Source organism: Micromonospora sp. DSM 45708, assembly GCF_039566955.1.
Classification (GTDB): domain Bacteria; phylum Actinomycetota; class Actinomycetes; order Mycobacteriales; family Micromonosporaceae; genus Micromonospora.
On the sequence record NZ_CP154796.1, the window covers coordinates 2,210,724 to 2,229,841 of the forward strand.

The 19,118-nt window shown below is 68.1% G+C and carries 12 protein-coding genes; 7 read left to right on the plus strand and 5 right to left on the minus strand.

What is annotated here, in order from left to right; genetic code table 11:
* Positions 1 to 128: 128 nt before the first annotated feature.
* A complete protein-coding gene (locus VKK44_RS09880) occupies positions 129 to 1,499 on the minus strand; it encodes a condensation domain-containing protein (protein WP_343446574.1) in 1,371 nt (456 codons plus the stop codon).
* Positions 1,486 to 3,264: a non-ribosomal peptide synthetase gene (locus VKK44_RS09885; protein WP_343446575.1), complete on the minus strand. Its 1,779-nt coding sequence runs from the start codon at positions 3,262 to 3,264 to the stop codon at positions 1,486 to 1,488. The genes VKK44_RS09880 and VKK44_RS09885 overlap by 14 nt, the downstream gene beginning before the upstream one ends.
* A 376-nt stretch (positions 3,265 to 3,640) precedes the next feature.
* Here VKK44_RS09885 and VKK44_RS09890 point away from each other — a divergent pair, with 376 nt between their 5' ends.
* Positions 3,641 to 4,783 carry an acyl-CoA dehydrogenase family protein gene (locus tag VKK44_RS09890; RefSeq protein ID WP_458351659.1) on the plus strand — a complete coding sequence of 381 codons (1,143 nt, stop codon included), beginning with the start codon at positions 3,641 to 3,643 and terminating at the stop codon, positions 4,781 to 4,783.
* A gap of 328 nt (positions 4,784 to 5,111) precedes the next feature.
* Positions 5,112 to 6,224, plus strand: coding sequence for an acyltransferase family protein (locus VKK44_RS09895; RefSeq protein ID WP_343446576.1), 1,113 nt, complete (start codon positions 5,112 to 5,114; stop codon positions 6,222 to 6,224).
* A gap of 142 nt (positions 6,225 to 6,366) precedes the next feature.
* On the opposite strand, the gene VKK44_RS09900 is transcribed toward VKK44_RS09895, so the two are convergent.
* Complete coding sequence (locus VKK44_RS09900; RefSeq protein WP_343446577.1) at positions 6,367 to 6,930, minus strand: dihydrofolate reductase family protein; 564 nt, start codon at positions 6,928 to 6,930, stop codon at positions 6,367 to 6,369.
* A 724-nt stretch (positions 6,931 to 7,654) separates the two neighbouring features.
* Here VKK44_RS09900 and VKK44_RS09905 point away from each other — a divergent pair.
* From VKK44_RS09905 to VKK44_RS09915, 3 genes are all read left to right on the plus strand, one after another.
* Positions 7,655 to 8,857 (plus strand): MFS transporter, encoded by a 1,203-nt coding sequence (locus VKK44_RS09905; RefSeq protein WP_343446578.1) that lies wholly within the window; start codon positions 7,655 to 7,657, stop codon positions 8,855 to 8,857.
* Positions 8,858 to 9,336: 479 nt separating this feature from the next.
* Positions 9,337 to 10,905 carry a 4-hydroxyphenylacetate 3-hydroxylase family protein gene (locus tag VKK44_RS09910; protein ID WP_343446579.1) on the plus strand — a complete coding sequence of 523 codons (1,569 nt, stop codon included), beginning with the start codon at positions 9,337 to 9,339 and terminating at the stop codon, positions 10,903 to 10,905.
* Positions 10,906 to 10,999: 94 nt separating this feature from the next.
* Positions 11,000 to 11,989, plus strand: coding sequence for an LLM class F420-dependent oxidoreductase (locus tag VKK44_RS09915; protein WP_343446580.1), 990 nt, complete (start codon positions 11,000 to 11,002; stop codon positions 11,987 to 11,989).
* Positions 11,990 to 12,357: 368 nt separating this feature from the next.
* Here VKK44_RS09915 and VKK44_RS09920 read toward each other — a convergent pair whose 3' ends face one another.
* Entirely contained in the window at positions 12,358 to 13,968 is a 1,611-nt protein-coding gene (locus VKK44_RS09920; RefSeq protein ID WP_343446581.1) for a condensation domain-containing protein, read from the minus strand.
* Between the two features lie 631 nt (positions 13,969 to 14,599).
* Between VKK44_RS09920 and VKK44_RS09925 the strand changes: the two genes are divergently transcribed.
* Positions 14,600 to 16,072 (plus strand): FAD-binding oxidoreductase, encoded by a 1,473-nt coding sequence (locus VKK44_RS09925; RefSeq protein ID WP_343446582.1) that lies wholly within the window; start codon positions 14,600 to 14,602, stop codon positions 16,070 to 16,072.
* Positions 16,069 to 16,860 (plus strand): enoyl-CoA-hydratase DpgD, encoded by a 792-nt coding sequence (gene dpgD, locus VKK44_RS09930; RefSeq protein ID WP_343446584.1) that lies wholly within the window; start codon positions 16,069 to 16,071, stop codon positions 16,858 to 16,860. Before VKK44_RS09925 ends, dpgD begins: the two co-directional genes overlap by 4 nt.
* A 263-nt stretch (positions 16,861 to 17,123) precedes the next feature.
* Here dpgD and acs read toward each other — a convergent pair whose 3' ends face one another.
* The gene (gene acs / locus VKK44_RS09935; RefSeq protein ID WP_343446585.1) at positions 17,124 to 19,103 is read right to left on the minus strand and encodes an acetate--CoA ligase; all 1,980 of its coding nucleotides are present in this window, start codon (positions 19,101 to 19,103) and stop codon (positions 17,124 to 17,126) included.
* Between the last annotated feature and the right edge of the window lie 15 nt (positions 19,104 to 19,118).

The following is a 19,118-nucleotide window of genomic DNA, read 5'->3' on the forward strand; positions in this document are numbered from 1 at the left end:
CGACGGCGGCGGGTTCCGGTGCCGGCCGGGCCGGGCCGACGGCGAGCGGGCGAGGTCGTCACGCCGGTCGAACGCAGGCCTGCCGGCTCGGCAGACCTGCGCTCGGCGGTCGGGTGCGCGATGCCGCGTCAGCTCAGCCTCAGCGGCGCGTCCGGCGAGGAGCTGAAGGTCCGGGCGATCTCCTCGAAGTTCGCGGCCATCGAGGCGATGGTCTCCTCGTGGAACAGGTTCCGCTTGAAGGAGAGCGACACCGACGCGTCACCCGACGGCCCCCTGGTCAGCGTCCACAGCGCACCGTCCGGCACGGCGGACTTCCGCGGCTGGAGACCCGTCATCCGCGGTATCCGGCCGTACTTCAGCTCTCCCGGTGCCGCGACGTACTGCTGCTGGTCGGGAACGGCCTGGAACACGGCCGCCGCCGCGTTGTCGGAAGCGGCCGTCCGCATCAGCTCCGGAGCCTGCCCGAAGATCTCCAGGGTCGGCATCTCGTGCGAGAACGCTTCGAGGCAGGTGGTCCGGGTCCTCTTGAGCAGATCCTCGAACGACCCGCACCCGGCCAGGTCGGTGCGAAGTGGCAGGAAGTTGAAGAGCGGGCCGACGGTGTTCTCGAACAGTTGCCCGCCACGCCCCGGCGTGAACGTCGCGATGACGACGTCGGTGGCGCCGGTCAGCCGGTGCACGAGCAGCTTGTACATCGCGACCAGCGTCATGAACCGCGTGGCGCGGTAGGTTCTGGCCAGCCGGTCGATGTTCGAGAAGACCTCGTCCGGGATCACGAACCAGTGCGCGGCGGTCGACTCGGGAAGGTTCGCGGACCGTGGGATGTCCGTGGGGAGCGCCGAGAACAGCCCGCCGTCCAGCTTGCGACGCCAGTACTCCCGCTTGGCCTCCGTGCCCGCACCGCCCCCGGTGCGCTGCCAGTCGGCGAACTCCCGGAACTGCGGTGCCGCCGGCAGGTCCGGGACGGTGTGACCGGTCCTCGCCGCGTACCGGTTGGCCAGGTCGCGGATGACCACCTCGATGGACATGCCGTCGGAGACGATGTGATGGATCATCAGCACCAGGACCGTGTCCTGGTCGTCGAACCTGCCCAGCACGACACGCAGCGCGGGCGTCTCGTCCGCGCCGATCGTCTCGTTCTCGACCTCCCCGCGCAGCGCGTCGGCCCGGTCTTCGCGCGCTGCCTCGGGCGTCTCCGAAAGGTCGCGGATCTCCACGCTCACCGGACCGGGTGGCGAGATCTCCTGGTGTCGGTTCCCGGCCGTGCCGACGATGCGCGTCCGGAGCGACTCGTGCCGCTTGACGACGTCCTGCAGGGCTTCGCGCAGTGCGGCGACGTCGATCGGCCCGCCCGTGACGCGCCACGCGTCCACCACGTGGTACCGGGGACCGAACGGGCCGTCGTCACTGCCGTGATCGAATACGTCGACGAACTGGTGGTTCAGCGACAGCGGGATCGTCTCGGGCGCGTCGACACCTGTGGTCCTAGTGGGGCTCATCCCGGCTCCTATCAACTGGTTCGGCATGTTCCAGGAGGTACTGGTCCAGCTCGCTGACGGTGGGTAGCTCGAACAGGTGGTCAAGCGTGAGCTCCACACCGAGTGCCTCGTTGACCGTCTGCACCAGCCGGATCCCGTTCAGCGACTGGCCACCGAGTTCGAAGAAGCTGTCGTCGAGTCCCACCTCTGCCACGCCCAGCGCGCTGGCGAACGCGGCGCACAGGGTCTCCTGCTGGGGAGTGCTCGGGGAGTGGCGGGTCGACGAGCCGGCGAACAACGGTTCGGGCAGCGCCCGGCGGTCCACCTTGCCGTTCGCGGTGAGCGGGAGCGAGTCGAGCACGACGAACGCGGCGGGGATCGAGTAGTCGGGCAGCACCTTTTCCGCGTGCCCGCGCAGCGCCGCGAGGTCCACCGCATCGGTCTCGCCGACGACGTACCCGACCAGACTATGGTCGCCGTCCTCGGTCGGCCGGGCCACGACGATCGCCTCGGAGATCTCCGGGTAGGCGGTGAGAGCGGCCTCGACCTCGGCGGTCCCCACCCGGAACCCCCGGATCTTCACCTGGTCGTTCGCTCGGCCGACGAACTCGATCATGTCCTCGGTGGCCCAGCGGACCAGGTCGCCGGTCCGGTACATGCGCGTCCCGGAACCGCTGAACCGGTTCGCCACGAAACGCTCCGCGGTCAGGCCCGGTCGGTCGAGGTAGCCACGGGCCAGGCGCTCGCTCGCGATGTAGAGCTCTCCGACCTGGCCGGGACCGACCGGCCGGAGCCGCTCGTCGAGCACGTACAGCTCGCCGTTGTCCAGCGAGCGGCCGACCGGCACCCTCGTCGCGGGCACGTACGGCGCGGTCATCGTGGTGGTGGTGGCGAACAACGTGACCTCGGTCGCCCCGTAGGTGGCACGCACCGTGATGCCGGGGCATGCCTTCAGCACCCGTTCGACCGCGCCCGGCGAGATGACATCACCACCGGTCGAGACCTCGCCGACGGTGGCGAGGCAGTCCGGCGCCTGGTCGGCGATCACCCGGAACAGGCCGCTGGTGAGCTGGACGGAGGTGATCTCGTGGTCCCGGATCAGCCGCCGGAGCGTGCCCAGGTCGAGGCGACCGTGCGGTGCCAGGACCAGGTGACCGCCACGCAGCAGCGGGACCCACATCTCGTAGGTCGACACCGCCGCCGCGTACGGCGCCACCATGAGCACCCGGTCCTGGGGGCTGGTGTCCCAGCACGAGTCCAGCGCGACGCTCAGCACGCCCCGGTGTGTCACGCAGACGCCACGCGGCAGCCCTTCCGAACCGGAGGTGTGGATGATGCACGCCACGTCGTCGGGTCGTACGTCGATGTCCGGGGCGGCGACCGACTGTTCCTGCCGCGCGGGGGCCGAGTCGACGAGCACGGTCCGCCTGCTGACCGGTAGGCCCGCGCGGCGGGTCTCCTCATCGGCCAGCAGCACCGGGCGGCCGGCGTTGTCCATGATCCGCTGCTTGGCCTCCACCGGATGGGCGTGGTGCAACGGCAGGTAGACCGCACCGGCCTTGAGCACGCCCAGGGTCGCCACCACCAGCTCGGGCGAACGCGTGAGCAGCACCGCGACCGGCTCTCCGGGCCGCACGCCGAGGCTGATCAGCCGATGCGCCAACTGGTCGGCGCGCTCATCGAGCTGACGATAGGTCAGCCGGGTGTTCCCCCCGGTCAGCGCCGGCGCGTCGGGTGTCCGGGCCACCTGCCTGGCGAACTGTTCCTGGATGGACTCGGAACCCATGCCGCCTCATCTCCGTCCACTGGTTGGCAGACCAGACCTCATAGGAGGGAACGTACCGCCGGCGTCGATCGAGTAGCGCCTTCAGGACTGCGCTACGGACAGCCCACACATTGAAGTCGATCAGCAATCGTAGAGATGTGGCAGGACCACGGACTTGGGACACTCGACGAGGCCGTCGAAGCGGTACCAGCACCATCTCGGCGACACGGATCGTCTGCGGACTGGACTCCGACACGCTGCCTCTGAACGGGAGAACCGTCAGCAGCCGAAAGGATCGCGCACCGTGACACGAATCAGCAGCACCGCCGAACACGAATTCTCTGCTCCGGCCGAGCCTGATCTCACCGCGGAGCAGATGCTGGCGAGAGCCGAGGCGATGATCCCCGAGCTCATCAGCCGGCAGGCGGAGGTCGAGGAACGTAGCTTCTACGCCGAGGACATCCACGAGAAATTCGCCCGCAACGGCTTCTACCGCATTCTTCAGCCCCGTCGTTACGGCGGCTACGAATTCGGTCTCGACACCTTCGTACGCGTCTCCACGACCCTGCTGCGCGGATGCCCGTCGACCGGCTGGATGTTCACCCTCGGGGCCATGCACACGCAAATCGTGGCCACGATGTTCGGCGAGCAGGCGCAATCTGAGGTGTTCGGTGTCGGCGACTTCATCTGCCCCGGCACCGCCGTCCCCAGCGGATCAGCCGTGCGCAACGCCGACGGCGGCTGGACAATCAGCGGCAAGTGGTCCTACTGCTCCGGTTCCCCTTATGCGACGCATTTCCTGGGACACGCCCTGATCTCCGGCGACGACGGGGCGCCTCCGAAGCCCCTGTTCTTCCTCGCGCCGCGTAGCCAGTGGACCCGGCTCGACGACTGGGGCCAGCAGTTGGGCCTGCGGGGCAGCGGGTCGCACAGCATCACCATGGAGAACGCCTCCGTCCCCGACCACCTTGCCCTCCCCGGTGTGCAGATCATGGAGGCCGACGTCTCGGTCGGCACGCCGGGCCGGGCCCTGCACGGCAATCCGGAGTACGGCGGCGGGCCGCTCTCCTTCACGAACCTGGGTAACGCGGCCCTGGCCGTGGGCATCGCGCGGGGAGCGCTCGACATCTACGAGGATCTCCTGCGGGACAGAACGACACTGGTACCGCCGATCGTGGCCCGTCACCACGATCCCGACTACCAGTTCTGGTACGGCGACGCCGTCGGGATGATCGGCACCGCCGAGGCCGCACTGCTCAACGGCGTCCAGCAGTGGCACGACAACTGCGTTCGTGGCCCCGCAGCGGTCACCAGGGAAGAGGACCTGCGGCTCTCGGCGATCTGCCGACACGTGATCCAGCTCTGCTGGGACGCGGTGGCCAACTACCTGATGCCCACCGCCGGCGCGAGTTCGGTCCGGCACGGGGAGCGGCTCGAGCGGGTGTGGCGGGACATGTCCATGCTGCACAGCCACGGCGGCATCTCGGTCCTGCTGCCGACGGTGGCCGTACGGGAACTCACCCGGGTACGAATGCGCTGACGCTACGCGTCTGACCGACTACATTGAATGACTTCGCGTCGCCCGCCGTGCCATGTCACCCGGCGGGCGTCGCGGGGTCGGCAGGTGCCACGCCGGTCGGTCCGCCGGCCGGCATCGGTCTGCATGACGTTCGCCGACCCGTCGCCCGGGCCTTCGCTGCGCGCCGACATGAACGCATTTCCGAAGACGCGTTCGCCGTGGACGCGTGGGATCCTCGGCCGGAGCGAAAGGACAGCCGCCGATGACAGTGCAAGAAAAGGTGGACGGGGCAACGGCTTCCCCCACGCCTTCCGGCACCAGACTTCCCTCCCTGACGGCGTTACGGACCGTGGCCGCGACCCTGGTGTTCATCCACCACGCGATGTTTCAGCCGCTGTTCTCCGACCAGGGCGTGCAGAACGCCTACAACGAGTTCTCCCGCAACCTTGGCCCGCTGAGCGTCATGTTCTTCTTCGTGCTGAGCGGATTCATCCTGACCTGGTCGGGCAAGCCGCGTGACGGCCTGAAGAACTACTATCGGCGGCGCTTCTTCAAGATCTTCCCGAACCATCTCGTGGTCTACGCCATCCTGCTGGTCCTGATGTTCGTGGCGGGGCGCACCATCCTGTGGCCCGAGGCGCTGGCCAACCTCCCGCTCATGCAGGCCTGGGTGCCGAGCTTCGACTACATGTTGCTCGCGGTGAACCCGCCGACCTGGACGCTGTCGGTGGAGCTGTTGTTCTACCTGTGCTTCCCGCTGCTGCTGATCCTGGTCAACCGCATCCGCCCCAGCCGGCTGTGGCTGTACGCGGGGCTGGCTGCCGTGGCCGCTCTGCTCGTGCCGGTGGCCGCGCGGCTGTTCGTGCCCGACAGCCCGCCGACCCCCGTCTCCGCCTCGCTCTCCTGGCCCCAGCTCTGGTTCATCTACTACCTTCCGATCTCGCGGATGTTCGAGTTCGTGGTCGGGATGGTCATGGCCAAGATCCTGATCACGGGCCGCTGGCCGAACGTGCGACCGTCGATCATCGCGGCGCTGGTGGCGGTGGCGTACGTGGTGACCCTGCCGCTCAAGCTGTTCGAGGAGGGATACCAGACGGTGTTCCTCATCCCGCTCGCCCTGGCGATCACCGGCACGGCCGCGGCGGACCTCGCCGGGCGCCGGACGCTGTTCAACACCCGTGTCATGGTCTTCCTGGGCGAGATCTCGTACGCCTTCTACCTCGTCCACATCACCGTGTTCTTCTCGCTCCAGGCCGCGTTCAACCACCAGTGGGGCCTGGGTGGGATGTTCACGTCACGCCCGTTCGACACGCTGCCCGCGATCGCGTTCCTCATCGGCTCCTATCTGGCCTGTGTGTTCGTCGCATGGCTGCTGTACTCCCTGGTGGAGCGCCCGGTGATGCGGCGGTGGGGCCGTCCGGGACAGACCCGGCCGGCGGAGGTTCCCTCAACGGTCCACTGATCGCCTGCCGGTTGCCGCCGGGTCCTTGAGCGGGCCGGCGGGGTGGCCGGGGTCGACGAAGACGCCGACGGCGTCCACGTCGGTCCCGGCCATCCGACTGTGCGGGCCCCGTCGGGCGGTTCCGGATGGTCGGGGTTGTCGCTCACGGCACGCGGGGCCGGTATCGGAGGTGTACGACGCCGTTGCGGAATCGCCGCTCGTCGACGAGATCGAGGTCGGTGCGCATGCCGGTCGGCAGTCCCGGTTTCCCCCCGCCCACGGCGACGGGCAGGACGAACAGTTGGCACTCGTCGACCAGCCCGGCCTCGAACGCCTGCGTCGCGAGGTTGGCGCCGCCCACGGTGAGGTCGCTACTGGCCGTGGCCTTCATCTCCCGTACCGCGGCGGGATCGAAACGACGTTCGACCTTGGTGTCGGCAGTCGGCGCCGAGGAGAGACTCCCGGAGTAGACGACCTTGCTCGCCGCCTGCCAGGCATTGGCGAATTCGGCGGTGAGGTCGGACTGCGCGGCAAGCGCGTCGTTGGTCTCCCAGACGGCCATCGCTTCGTACTGCCGTCGCCCATAGAGGAAGGTGCCCGCCGACCGCACGATGTCCGTGTAGCAGGTGAACACCTCGTCATCGACCGGAAACAAGTTGAAGTCGCCGCGTTCGTCCTCGATGTAGCCGTCGAGCGACACGTTCGTCACGTAGATCAGCTTTGCCATGCTCCACCTCTCGATGATCGGTTGTCACCACCCGGACTCCGTCGGCGTGGCGTCCACCTGGTGCACGTCGGCGCGAACCCTCGTCGTGGGGTGCGCCGACGATCGGGGATTCACTCGGGGTCTCCGGTCGCGTCCCTCCGCCGGCCTCATTGATGAGGCGCGGTGGACGTGCCGGAGTTCTCCCATATTTCCTGACTAGGCGGGATGAGTGTATGCCGACGCTTAGGTGCTTTGTCGGGTTTTGGCGGTGTGTCAAGCGGCCTGACCCGCGCAGTGGTGAGTGGCGCGACGGCGGCCGTGGATCCGACGGTGCGGGGTGACCGCCGGTGGCCGGAACGGTCCGCCGGCCGACTCCGCCGCCTACCGGGCGGTCCCGACCGGGGACGCGGCGGCACGTGCCAAAGGGGAGCCGCTCCGTAGGGCGGGAATCCCACCAATCCCTTTGCCTTCTCCGAGGTCACAGGCTTGCGTGGGGAGGCCGCCCCGCAATAGACCCGAGCTAAACAGGAGAGCGTTTCGTTTGTTGGGGAGAGCAATCTGGAAGTTGTGCCGGAGGTTCCGTGCCTAAAAGGTAGTAAGGTCTGGTTCCGATAGGTAGCATCCGCTGGCGGACGGCGAGAGATGGTGGTACTGCATGCCGAGGTTTAACCCGATCAGGGAACTTCGCGGCCTTGTCCCAGAGGCTGGGCCGAAGCGGGTTTACGCGCTAGGCACCTTTATCAACATGTTCGGGTTCGGGCTGCTGGTCGTCAGTATGAGCCTGTATTTCACCCGAATCGTGGGGCTACCCGCCTCGCAGGTGGGTGCTGCCCTCACCATCGGCGTCGCCATCAGCCTGATCAGTGGTGTCCCGGTCGGCAACCTGGCCGACCGGTGGAGCCCGGTGAAGACCGTCAAGGCCATGCTGGTGATCCAGGCGCTGACGGCTACCACATTCATCTTCATCGACAATTTCGTCCAACTTGTCATCGCCGCCACGCTCGACATGCTGGCGTTGAAGGCGTCCGTGGCGGCATCCGAATCGCTGCTGCGCCGGGTGGCCGGCGACGAGGCGGTCGGCTTCCGCGCCCAGGTGCACGCGATCCAGTTCGTCGCCATGGGCCTGGGCACCGCCGGGTGTGCCGTCGTGATCCAGATCGGCACTCCGACCGCGTACCACCTGATGATCGCTCTCGACGCGCTCAGCTTCCTGGGCGCCTTGCTGGTCTTCATGCGGCTGCCGGATTACGAGCCGTTGCCGAAGCCGGAAACCGCGTCCCGCTGGGGTGTGCTGTCCGACCGACCCTTCGTCGCGTGGACGGCGATCGCCGGCGCCATGAACCTTCAGCTGTTCATGATCAATATGCTGCTGCCGTTGTGGGTGGTCGATGCCACGAAGGCTCCGACCTGGACGGTTGCGGTGTTCTACATCATCAACAACACGCTGATCGTCTTGTTCATGGTCCGCGTCGGCAACAAGGTGAAGACGATCCGGCAAGGTGGCGTCGCGATCCGGCGTGCCGGGGCGCTCCTCCTGTTCAGTTGCGCCGGGATGGGCTTTGCGAGCGGACTTCCCGGCTGGGCCGCGGTGCTTCTGCTGATCGCGGCCGTCCTCGTGCACACCTACGGCGAACTGTGGTACATGGCGGGCTCCTTCGCCCTCAACTTCGGTCTGCCGCCGGCGCACGCACAGGGGCAGTACATGGGCTTCCTCGGGATCGGTTCCGGCGTCGGCGAGGCGTTCGCCCCGTTGCTGTTCCTCAGTTTCATCCTGAGCCTCGGCCGGCCAGGTCTGATCGGCATCGGCGTGTTCTTCGCCCTGGTGGGCCTGTTGGCGCCCGCCGTGGCGCGGTGGGGCGAGCGGACCCGGCCCGCAGCGGAGGAGAAGGCGTCGGAGGAGGACGCCTCGCCGGCTGCTCCGGCGGTGGCGCCGGCCGTCGCCGAGTAAGGCGATCCGACAGGAAGTGCACGCTCCGGCGACCTGAATGACGGTCCCTGGAGAAGAGGTGGCGGTTCGACCCGGGAGTTCCCGTGCGGGGAGCTCCCGGGTCGTCTGCGAGACGAACCAGCCGATCACCGAGGTGGCGGCTGACCTGGACCACACTCCCCAAGCCCCGAACCGTCAGGGGCGAGGTGCCGGCTCCGGTGACCGGAGCGTGGTGGTCGAGATTTGCGGCCGAGCCTTTGGCCGGGCGTCGCCGACCCGAATCAGCGCAGCATACCCGGTGGTGGGAACGCGGATTACTTCTCCGCTGCGGACAGGGGATTTCCTGGTGGTCCGGCGGCCGGGGGAGCACTCTGCAACACAGAAGATGCGCTTGCCCGCAGGTTCGCGAATGATCTGTGGTGCGGCCGTCATTTCCGCCGTTCGAGGAGTTCCCTCACGCCCTGATGCCCAGTCGTCGATCGCCTGTTCGGAGGAACGGAATGGCGGATCCAGAGAAGGCGCATGAACCGCGGAAGACGCGGCCGATGACCGGCGCCGAGTACATCGAATCGCTGCGGGACGACCGGTGTCTGTATCTTTACGGTGATCGCGTGAAGGACATGACCAGTCATCCTGCCTTCTACAATCCGGTGCGGATGACCGCGCGGCTCTACGACGCACTGCACGACCCGCGCACGCACGATGTGCTCACCTCGCCCACCGACACGGGCAGTGACGGTTTCACCCACAAGTTCTTCACCACGCCACGCACCGCGGAGGATCTGGTCGAGCACCAGAAGGCCATCGCCGCGTGGGCCCGGATGAGCTATGGCTGGATGGGGCGCAGCCCCGACTACAAGGCCGCCTTCCTCGGCACGCTCGGTGCGAACGCGGACTTCTACAAGCCGTTCGAGGAGAATGCGCGGCGGTGGTACGCGGAGTCCCAGGAGAAAGTCCTCTACTGGAATCACGCGATCGCGCATCCGCCGGTCGACCGGAATCGCCCCCCGGACGAGGTCGGCGATGTCTTCGTGCACGTGGAGAAGGAAACCGACGCCGGGCTCGTGGTGAGCGGCGCCAAGGTGGTCGCCACCGGGTCGGCGCTCACGCACTACAACTTCATCGCGCACTACGGCCTGCCGATCAAGGACAAGAAGTTCGCGCTCGTGGCGACCGTTCCGATGGGGGCGCCGGGGCTGAAGCTGATCTGTCGTCCGTCCTACACGGCCACTGCGGCACTGATGGGCAGCCCCTTCGACTATCCGCTCTCGTCCCGGCTGGACGAGAACGACACCATCCTCGTGCTGGACAAGGTGCTCATCCCGTGGGAGAACGTGTTCATCTACGGCCACCTGGGCAAGGTCCAGCTGTTCCCCAGCCGGTCGGGCTTCGCCGAACGTTTCACGTTCCAGGGGTGCACCCGCCTGGCGGTGAAGCTCGAGTTCATTGCCGGCCTGCTCGCCAGGGCGGTGGAACTCACCGGAGCGAAGGACTTCCGTGGCGTGCAGACCCGGATCGGTGAGGTGCTGGCCTGGCGTAACCTGTTCTGGGCGTTCTCGGACGCGGCGGCCCGTAACCCGGTGCCATGGCACAACGGCGCGGTCCTGCCCAACCCCCGATACGGCATGGCCTATCGATGGTTCATGCAGATCGGCTACCCCAGGATCAAGGAGATCGTCCAGCAGGACGTCGCGAGCGGGTTGATCTACATCAACTCCAGCGCCGAGGACTTCAAGAACCCGGAGATCCGGCCGTACCTGGACCGGTATCTCCGCGGCTCCGACGGCAGCGACGCGCTCGAGCGCATGAAGGTCATGAAGCTGTTGTGGGACGCCGTCGGCACCGAGTTCGGCGGACGCCACGAACTCTACGAACGCAACTATGCGGGCAACCACGAGAACACCCGGGTCGAGCTGCTCTCCGCGCAGCTCGCGAGCGGTGAGGTCGACGACTACAAGGCCTTCGCGGCGGAGTGCCTCTCCGAATACGACCTGGATGGTTGGACGGTGCCCGACCTGTCCGCGTTCGAGGACCTCCGCGAGGTGCGGGACCGGACGCTCAACGGCTGAGGGCAGCGGGGGGTCAGCATGATCCGGCGTTGCGGCCATGGCACCCGACACGCTGGGAGAAGCATCCGGGTAGGTCGATAGATAGGGTCTCAACATGCGATTTGGTGTCCAATTGCCGCAGGGCTTCAATATCGAACTCGTCAATATGCCGGTGGCCGAACAGTGGCCCAGGATTCGTGACCTCGCCCAGGCCGCTGATGCCGGGCCGTGGGAGTCGATCTGGGTCAGCGACCACTTTGTCACCATTCCGGCGCCGAGTAACGAGTCGACATTCGAGGCGTGGTCGATGATGGCCGCGTTCGCGGCCTCCACGTCCCGGGTGCGGCTCGGGCAGTTGTGCACGTGCATAGGATTCCGGAATCCGGCCTACCTGGCGAAGATGGCGGCCTGCGTCGACGTGATGAGCGGCGGCCGGTTGGACGTGGGCGTCGGCGCGGGCTGGTTCGAGGACGAATGGCGTGGCTACGGCTACGGTTTCCCCAGCGTCGCCGATCGGCTCGGCATGCTTGACGAGGGCGTGCAGATCATGCGGCAGTTGTGGACGACCGGCACGGCCACGTTCGCGGGACGCCACTATCAGCTCGAGGGTGCGGTCAGCCGTCCGCTCCCGCTGCAGTCCGGTGGCATTCCGTTGTTGATCGGCGGCGCCGGCGAGAAGAAGACGCTGCGGACAGCGGCGAAGTATGCGCAGTACACGAACTTCGGGACGCTGAGCCTGGACGAGTTTGCGCACAAGTCCCGGATCCTCGCCCAGCACTGCAAGGACGTGGGCACCGACTTCGACGCGATCACCCGGTCGGCCTACTACCTCGTGACCATCGGCGAGACCGAGAAGGACGTCGCCGACAGCATGGCGAGGTTGCGGTCCCACTACCAGCCGTTGATGCCGCCCGAGGCGCTCGAATCCTGGTTGGACGTGTTTCGCCGTGGCCTCGTCGGCACGCCCGAGCAGATCGTCGACCGGCTGACCAAGGCCGCCGACGCGGGGGTCGGCTATGTGATCGCCTACTTCGCGGACGCCGCCTACGACCGGACGAGCATGGACCTGTTCGCCGGCAAGGTGATACCGGAGTTGATCGGTTAGGCGGCGTCTCGAAGGCAGGTGACCGGCCACCGGCGGAGCCCTCGGGCCCGCTGGTGGCGTCCTGCTCGGGCGACCCGGTACGTGGGCCCCGATCCCACGGCGGCAGGCCGGCCCGGTTGGTGCGGGAGGTGCGGGCCTGCGGCACCCCGCTGGCCCGAGCGACGGCGAACCGACGCGCACATCCCGTGATCGACCCGGCCGCCCGCGCGAAGGCGGCGGCGAGGCACGGCCAGGTCCCGTCGCTCGTCACCGCCGCGGAGGCTACGAGGTCTCCGGTACCGGGGATCATCTTCGTCGACGAACCCCGCCGCCGGAGACCTCGTCGTCGGGCGGCCACCGGCACGCGGCGCCCGACCTCGGGAGGACGGCTAGCTCGCGGTCTCCGCCTCAAGCTGCTCCGGCCCGTTGTCGATGATGTCGGCGAAGTGCTTGCCGAGTTCGTTGGAGAGGCTGCCCTCGTAGAGGTCGGTCCGCACCACCAGGTGCATCTCCAGGCCGTCGGGGACGGGCAGGACCTCGAGGACGAAGTCGTGCACGGACGCGGTCCAGTCGTCGTTCCTGGAATCCATCACGCCGGGGACGCTGCCGAGGCTGAGCGCCGGCACCGAGTTGTAGACCACGGCCGGCTTGCCGATGAACATCGCCTCCAGGCCGCCGAACGCACCCAGGATGCTGGCCATCTGCTTCATGTCCAGCAGGACGTCGCGTGCGGCCATGCCCTGGAGGTACGAGTCGCGGATGCGGGCGAGGAGGTGCGGGCCGGACCGGAACGGCCCGTTCGGCCGCAGCAGGATGTTGCCGACCCGGGTGGTGATCGTCCCGTCGATCATCTCGCCGGCCTTGTTCCCGATCGAGACCATCAGCCCGAGGTCGTGCGGAGCGCCGGCCCGGATGAGCGACTGGACGTACACCGCCACCATGCCCACGGACGGCGGCATCCCGTTGGCGCTGGCGTAGTCGTCCCAGGCCCGCAACCGGCTCCTGGACATGGTGAAGGAGAAGTCCGACGCGGGCCCGCTCGGCTCCGTCGGCCCGTCCTTGCGCCCGGGCAGCCGGCAGGGCGGGAGGTCGCGCAGTTCGTTGAGCCAGTACCGGCGCTGGGCCTCGGCGTCCTGCGTCCTGAGCTGGTGACGGTAGTCCGCGGCCATCTCGGCGAGTGTCGCCGTTCTGCCGGGCCACTGCGGCGCCCTCCCGGCCGTGCGGGCGGAGTAGGCCGCCGACAGCTCCGCCGTCATGATCTCCAGCGAACGGCCGTCGAACGCGGCGTGGTGCGCGGCCACCCCGAACAGGGTGCGCCCGCTCTGCCTGCTGTGCACGAGCACACACCGCCAGACGTCCCCCTGGTCGATGTGCAACGGCTGCTCCAGTGCTGCCCAGAGCGCGTCACCCGCCGTGCCGTCGTCGTTCTGCTCCGGCAGCCGCTCGAACCGCGCCTGCCCCGGGTCGGCCGGCACCTCGGCCAGGCCGAGATCCGGCTCGAAGAGGTACTTGGCGTGCAGAGCCTGATGGCGGCGGTGCACGTCGGTGGCGGCGGCGGCGAGCGCCTCGTCGTCGACCTGGCCGTCGAACCACCAGGCGAACCGCGGCACGATGTCCATCGGGACGGTGTGAGCCTGCATGGGGGTGATCGCCACGAGTTCGGCGTTTCTCTCGACTGCCGGCGCGACCGGTGTGCGGGGGCCGCCGTTCGCACTCTCGTGGGCATCGATCCAGGTCGCGAGCTGGGCGACGGTCGGGGTCCGGAAGAGCTGGGTGAACCTGACCCGGGTCCCGGTCGCCTGTTCCAACCGGGCACACGCGACGGTCACCGCCACCGAGTCGAGGCCCAGGTCGAAGACGGAGGCCATGCGCGGCAGGCTGGAGATGCCGAGCATCTCGCCGAATATCCGCGCGATGGTGCTCTCCGTCTCGCCGCGCGGGCGTTCGTCCGGTGAGAGGACCCCGCTGGGGTCGTGTCGCAGGTCTTCTCGCTGCGTCATGCCCGCTCCTTAGAGGATGGATTAGCGTTCGGCAAACAGGTCGGGTCGCTCAGGCGCCGGTCGGTGGTGCCGGCTGCGGTGCCTGGTCGGTGGTTCTGGTGCCGGCGGGTGGCAGCGCCGGCCCCGGGTGCCGCCCGCGTGTCCAGCTCCGCATGCGACCGGGGCGTGTCCTCGGAACCCACCGTCGGCCACCTGGGGAATTCGTGCTCCCGGGCAGCCCGCACAAAGTTTCCTCCGCCGGGTCGGGTGCCACCTGGCCATTGATGCTCGGCGTCACGGTCGCCCGACTCCTTCGCATTAGGCCTTAATTGGGCGTTGGGGCACACGTCAGAAGTCACTTGTGCTTGTCACTGTCGCAGGCTGATCTCCGCGATACACCTCCAAAAGAGCTACCTGAATCGCCGAATAGAGCAATTCTGAAGTAGACCGCCGGGCGGCGTCGCTGTTCTCATGTACCCCGTCACTGTGACGATTGGGGGAACTGAAAATGGCGGATTTAAGTCGCCGTGGGCTTCTCGCAGGTGCGGTTGCCGGGGGGATCACTGTCGGACTGAGCGGGAACAGCGCGAGTGCGGCGCAGCCGGGTGTCCACGCAGAATCGTCGGCCGCGAAGTGCGCGTCGCCTTCTGCGGTGGCGGTCGGGACCAATGACCCGCGATACCCGAGCCTCATCACCCCTTGGAACAGGCGATTCCAGGGGAGCCCGCAGAATGTGCACCTGGTGTACAACGCAAAGCAGGTCGCCGAGGTCGTCGGGGGTGCGGTCGCAGCGAACAAGCGATTTGCGGTACGCAGTGGCGGGCATTCTTTCGAGAACCTGACGTCTTCTCCCGACATTCAGGAACTGATCGACGTATCGCAGATGTCGGATGTCTATTACGACCCCAAACGGCGGGCGTTCGCCATCGAAAGCGGCGCGACGCTGGGTAAGGTGTACGACACCCTCGTCAAGGGGTGGGCGGTCACCATTCCGGGCGGAATCTGCCCCGGTGTGGGTGTCGGCGGCCACATCGCCGGCGGCGGCTACGGCTTCCTGTCGCGCCGGTACGGTCTCGCGGCCGACTACCTGTACGCCGTGGAGGTCGTGACCGTCGACAAGTCGGGAAAGCCCCGGATCGTCGTCGCGACGCGTGACGAGGGTGACCCCAACCGGGACCTCTGGTGGGCGCACACCGGTGGCGGGGGCGGAAACTTCGGCGTCGTGACGCGCTACTGGATGCGACGTCCGGGCACGGACTCCACCGACCCCGCCGACCTGCTGCCCCGGGCGCCCGCGACCATGATCCGGCGAGCGGTCGTGATGTCCTGGGACCAGTTGGACCGCGCCTCGTTCCTGAAGTTCTTCCGGAACTACACCAACTGGTACGAGCAGAACAGCGCGCCCGACTCGCCGAATGCGAATCTGTGGGGCGGGTTCTTCACCTTCCACAAGTCGGCCGGGCCGGTCGGCTTCATCGTGGGCGTGGACAGTGGGGTGCCGGGCGCCCAGGGCCTCGTCGACGCGCACGTCGAGGCGGTCATGTCGGGGGTGGGCGTGCAGCCCGCGTCGGACACCACCGAGTTCGCGCCGTACCTCGACGACCGGAACTGGCAGAGCGAGCCGGACTCGCGTTCCAAGGACAAGGCCGCCAACCTGCGCAAGGGTTTCTCGGACAGCCAGCTCGCGACCATCTACCGTCGGCTGACCGACCCGGAGCCCACGAACGCGGGCGCCGCGCTCACCATGTCCGGGTACGGCGGCAGGATCAACGCGGTGGCCCCGGACGCGACCGCGACCGCGGACCGCGACTGCATCCTGCGGGTGTACTTCACCGGCGGCCGGTGGACCTCGCCCGACGACGACGCGAAGAACATCAAGTGGATTCGCGAGTTCTACCGCGACGTCTTCTCGGAGACGGGCGGGGTGCCGGTGCCGAACGCGATCAACGGCGGCAGCTACATCAACTACATCGACGCCGATCTCGCCGACCCGGCCTGGAACACGTCGGGGACGTCGTGGGCGGAGCTGTACTACAAGTCCAACTATCCGCGGCTCCAGCAGATCAAGAAGCGGTACGACCCGCGGAACGTGTTCCACCACGCTCTGTCGATCGTGCCGAGGTGACCGTTCGGTACCGGAAGCAGGATCGGGTCGCCTACATCACCCTGGACCGGCCACATGTGTTGAACGCGCTGGACCTGCGTACGCATGAGGAACTCGCGGAGATCTGGGACGACTTCGAAGCCGATGACGACATCTGGGTCGGCGTGCTCACCGGAGCGGGTGAGCGCGCCTTCTCGGTCGGGCAGGATCTCAAGGAGTTGGTGGCCCTGACCGAACAGGGTCAGGCCACCCCGTCCACCTTCGGCAGCCGGGGCAAGCCGGGCTGGCCCCGGCTGACCGAACGGTTCGGTCTCGCCAAGCCGCTGATCGGCCGGGTCGACGGGTACGCCCTCGGCGGTGGTTGTGAGCTGGCCCTGGCCTGTGACGTCATCGTCGCCTCGGATCGTTCGGTCTTCGGTCTCACCGAGGCCAGGTTCGGTCTGATTCCCGGGGCGGGTGGGGTCTTCAGGCTGACCCGGCAGATGCCCTACCGGGTCGCGGTCGGGCATCTGATCAGCGGTCGCCGGTTCGACGCCGCACGCGCCTACGAGCTGGGGCTGGTCAACGAGGTGGTGCCGGCCGCCGAACTCGACGCGAGCGTGGCGAGTTGGGTCGAGGACATCCTGCGCTGTGCCCCGCTGTCGGTGCGTGCGATCAAGGAGGCCGCGGCTACCTCAGCGACCCTGCGGCTCGCCGACGCCTTCGCCACCCGCTACGTCTGGGAGGAGCAGCGCATGCACAGCGCTGACGCGGTCGAAGGTCCGCTCGCCTTCACCCAGCGGCGGGACCCGGTCTGGCGGGGGAACTGAGCGTTCGACCAGGACGCCCACCCGGCCGCCACGGCCGATCGCTCGTCGCTGCCAGCGGGGCCGCGGAGCCCACGACGCCCCACCGGTGACCCGGTGGGGCGAGCGTGGTCGTCGCGGCCCGGCCGGCCGAGCGGTGCCGGGTCGGGACCGGGCGCCGGAACCGCGACCTCCGTCCCGTCCATGATGGCGGACAGAACGGAGGTCGCGACTGTTCCGGGGAGAGGGAGCGCCCACCGACGCGCTGACGCGGAACGCTCCCCGGCTCAGTCCTCGGTGGTGCCGGACCCCGCCCGGATCATGTCCATGACCGTCGAGTCCATCAGCGTGCTGACGTCGCCCAGCGTGCGATTCTCGGCGACGTCCTTCAGCAGGCGTCGCATGATCTTGCCGGAACGGGTCTTGGGCAGCTCGCCCACGAAGATGATCGAACGGGGCTTCGCGATCGGGCTGAGCGTCCTGGCGACGTGGTCGCGCAGGTCGGCCTTGAGCTGGTCACCACTCTCGTGGGCGGTCTCCACGGTGCTGCGGGCGATGACGAACGCGGCGATGGCCTGGCCGGTGGTGGGATCGGCCGCGCCCACCACGGCCGCCTCGGCGACCGCCGGGTGCGACACCAGCGCGGATTCGACCTCGGTGGTGGAGATGTTGTGGCCGGAGATGACCATGATGTCGTCGACCCGGCCGAGCAGCCACAAGGCGCCGTCCTCGTCGCGCTTCGCGCCGTCACCGGCGAAGTAGACCCATTCGTCGCCGGCGTTGGCGCCGGCCCCGAACTGGGACCAGTAGGTGTCGACGAAGCGCTTGTCGTCGCCCCAGATGGTCCGCAGCATCGCCGGCCAGGGCTTGCGGAGCACCAGGAAGCCACCCCCACCGTTCGGCACCGACTCGGCGTCGTCGTTGACCACGTCGGCGGAGATGCCCGGCAGCGGGCCCATCGCCGAGCCGGGCTTCGTGGCGGTCACGCCGGGCAGCGGCGAGATCATCATGCCGCCGGTCTCGGTCTGCCACCAGGTGTCCACGACCGGGGTCCGGTCGTGGCCGATGTGCTCCCGGTACCACATCCAGGCCTCGGGGTTGATCGGCTCCCCGACGCTGCCGAGGATGCGCAGCGACGACAGGTCGTACTTGGCCGGGATGTCGCTGCCCCACTTCATCATGGTGCGGATGAGGGTGGGCGCGGTGTACAGGACGCTGACCTTGTACCTGTCGACGATCTCCCAGAACCGGCCGGGGTGCGGGGTGTCCGGGGTGCCCTCGTACATGACCTCGGTGGCGCCGTTCGACAGTGGACCGTAGACCATGTGCGAGTGCCCGGTGATCCAGCCGATGTCGGCCGCGCACCAGTGCACGTCGGTGTCGGCCTTGAGGTCGAAGACGGCCCAGTGGGTGTACGAGACCTGGGTCAGGTAGCCGCCGCTGGTGTGCAGGATGCCCTTCGGCTTACCCGTCGTGCCCGAGGTGTAGAGGATGAAGAGCGGGTGCTCGGAGTCGAACGCCTGCGGCTCGTGCCGGTCGTCCGCCTGCTCGACGGTCTCGTGCCACCACAGATCCTTCTCGCCCCAGGTGACGTCCTCACCGGTACGGCGGACGACCAGCACGTGCTCGACGCTGGAGCACCGTGCGACGGCGTCGTCGACGGTGGGTTTGAGCGCCGACGGTTCCCCGCGCCGGTAACCACCGTCCGCGGTGATGACGACCTTCGCGCCCGCGTCCTGGATCCGGGTGGAGAGCGCGTCCACCGAGTATCCGCCGAAGACGACGCTGTGCGGGGCGCCGATGCGGGCGCAGGCCAGCATCGCGACCACGGCCTCCGGGATCATCGGCAGGTAGATGGCCACCCGGTCGCCGGCCGTCACACCGAGGCCGGTGAGCGTGTTCGCCGCCTGGCTGACGCTCCTGAGCAGGTCGGCGTAGGTGATCGTGCGGGTGTCGCCGGGCTCGCCCACCCAGTGGATGGCGACCTTGTCGCCCCGGCCCGCCTCGACGTGGCGGTCCACGCAGTTGTAGGCGATGTTCAGCTCACCGCCGGTGAACCACTTGGCGAACGGCGGATTGCTCCAGTCGAGGACCTGATCCCATCTCTTCCCCCACGTGAGCCGCTCGGCCTGCCGGGCCCAGAACGCCGGCGTGTCGGCGGCGGCGTCGTCGTAGGTGTCCGCTGTGACGTTGGCATTGGCGGCCAACTGAGGCGGTGGTGCGAACGTTCGCGTCTCGGTGGAGAGATTCTCCAGCGGCGTGGTCATGGTGGCAGCTCCTCT

Bases quoted from the DNA above. Each gene is read 5' to 3' on its own strand.
- VKK44_RS09880 (WP_343446574.1), bottom strand. From the start codon at position 1,499: ATGAGCCCCACTAGGACCACAGGTGTCGACGCGCCCGAGACGATCCCG.
- VKK44_RS09885 (WP_343446575.1), bottom strand. From the start codon at position 3,264: ATGGGTTCCGAGTCCATCCAGGAACAGTTCGCCAGGCAGGTGGCCCGG.
- VKK44_RS09890 (WP_458351659.1), top strand. From the start codon at position 3,641: ATGATCCCCGAGCTCATCAGCCGGCAGGCGGAGGTCGAGGAACGTAGC.
- VKK44_RS09900 (WP_343446577.1), bottom strand. From the start codon at position 6,930: ATGGCAAAGCTGATCTACGTGACGAACGTGTCGCTCGACGGCTACATC.
- VKK44_RS09905 (WP_343446578.1), top strand. From the start codon at position 7,655: ATGTTCGGGTTCGGGCTGCTGGTCGTCAGTATGAGCCTGTATTTCACC.
- VKK44_RS09910 (WP_343446579.1), top strand. From the start codon at position 9,337: ATGGCGGATCCAGAGAAGGCGCATGAACCGCGGAAGACGCGGCCGATG.
- VKK44_RS09915 (WP_343446580.1), top strand. From the start codon at position 11,000: ATGCGATTTGGTGTCCAATTGCCGCAGGGCTTCAATATCGAACTCGTC.
- VKK44_RS09920 (WP_343446581.1), bottom strand. From the start codon at position 13,968: ATGACGCAGCGAGAAGACCTGCGACACGACCCCAGCGGGGTCCTCTCA.
- acs (WP_343446585.1), bottom strand. From the start codon at position 19,103: ATGACCACGCCGCTGGAGAATCTCTCCACCGAGACGCGAACGTTCGCA.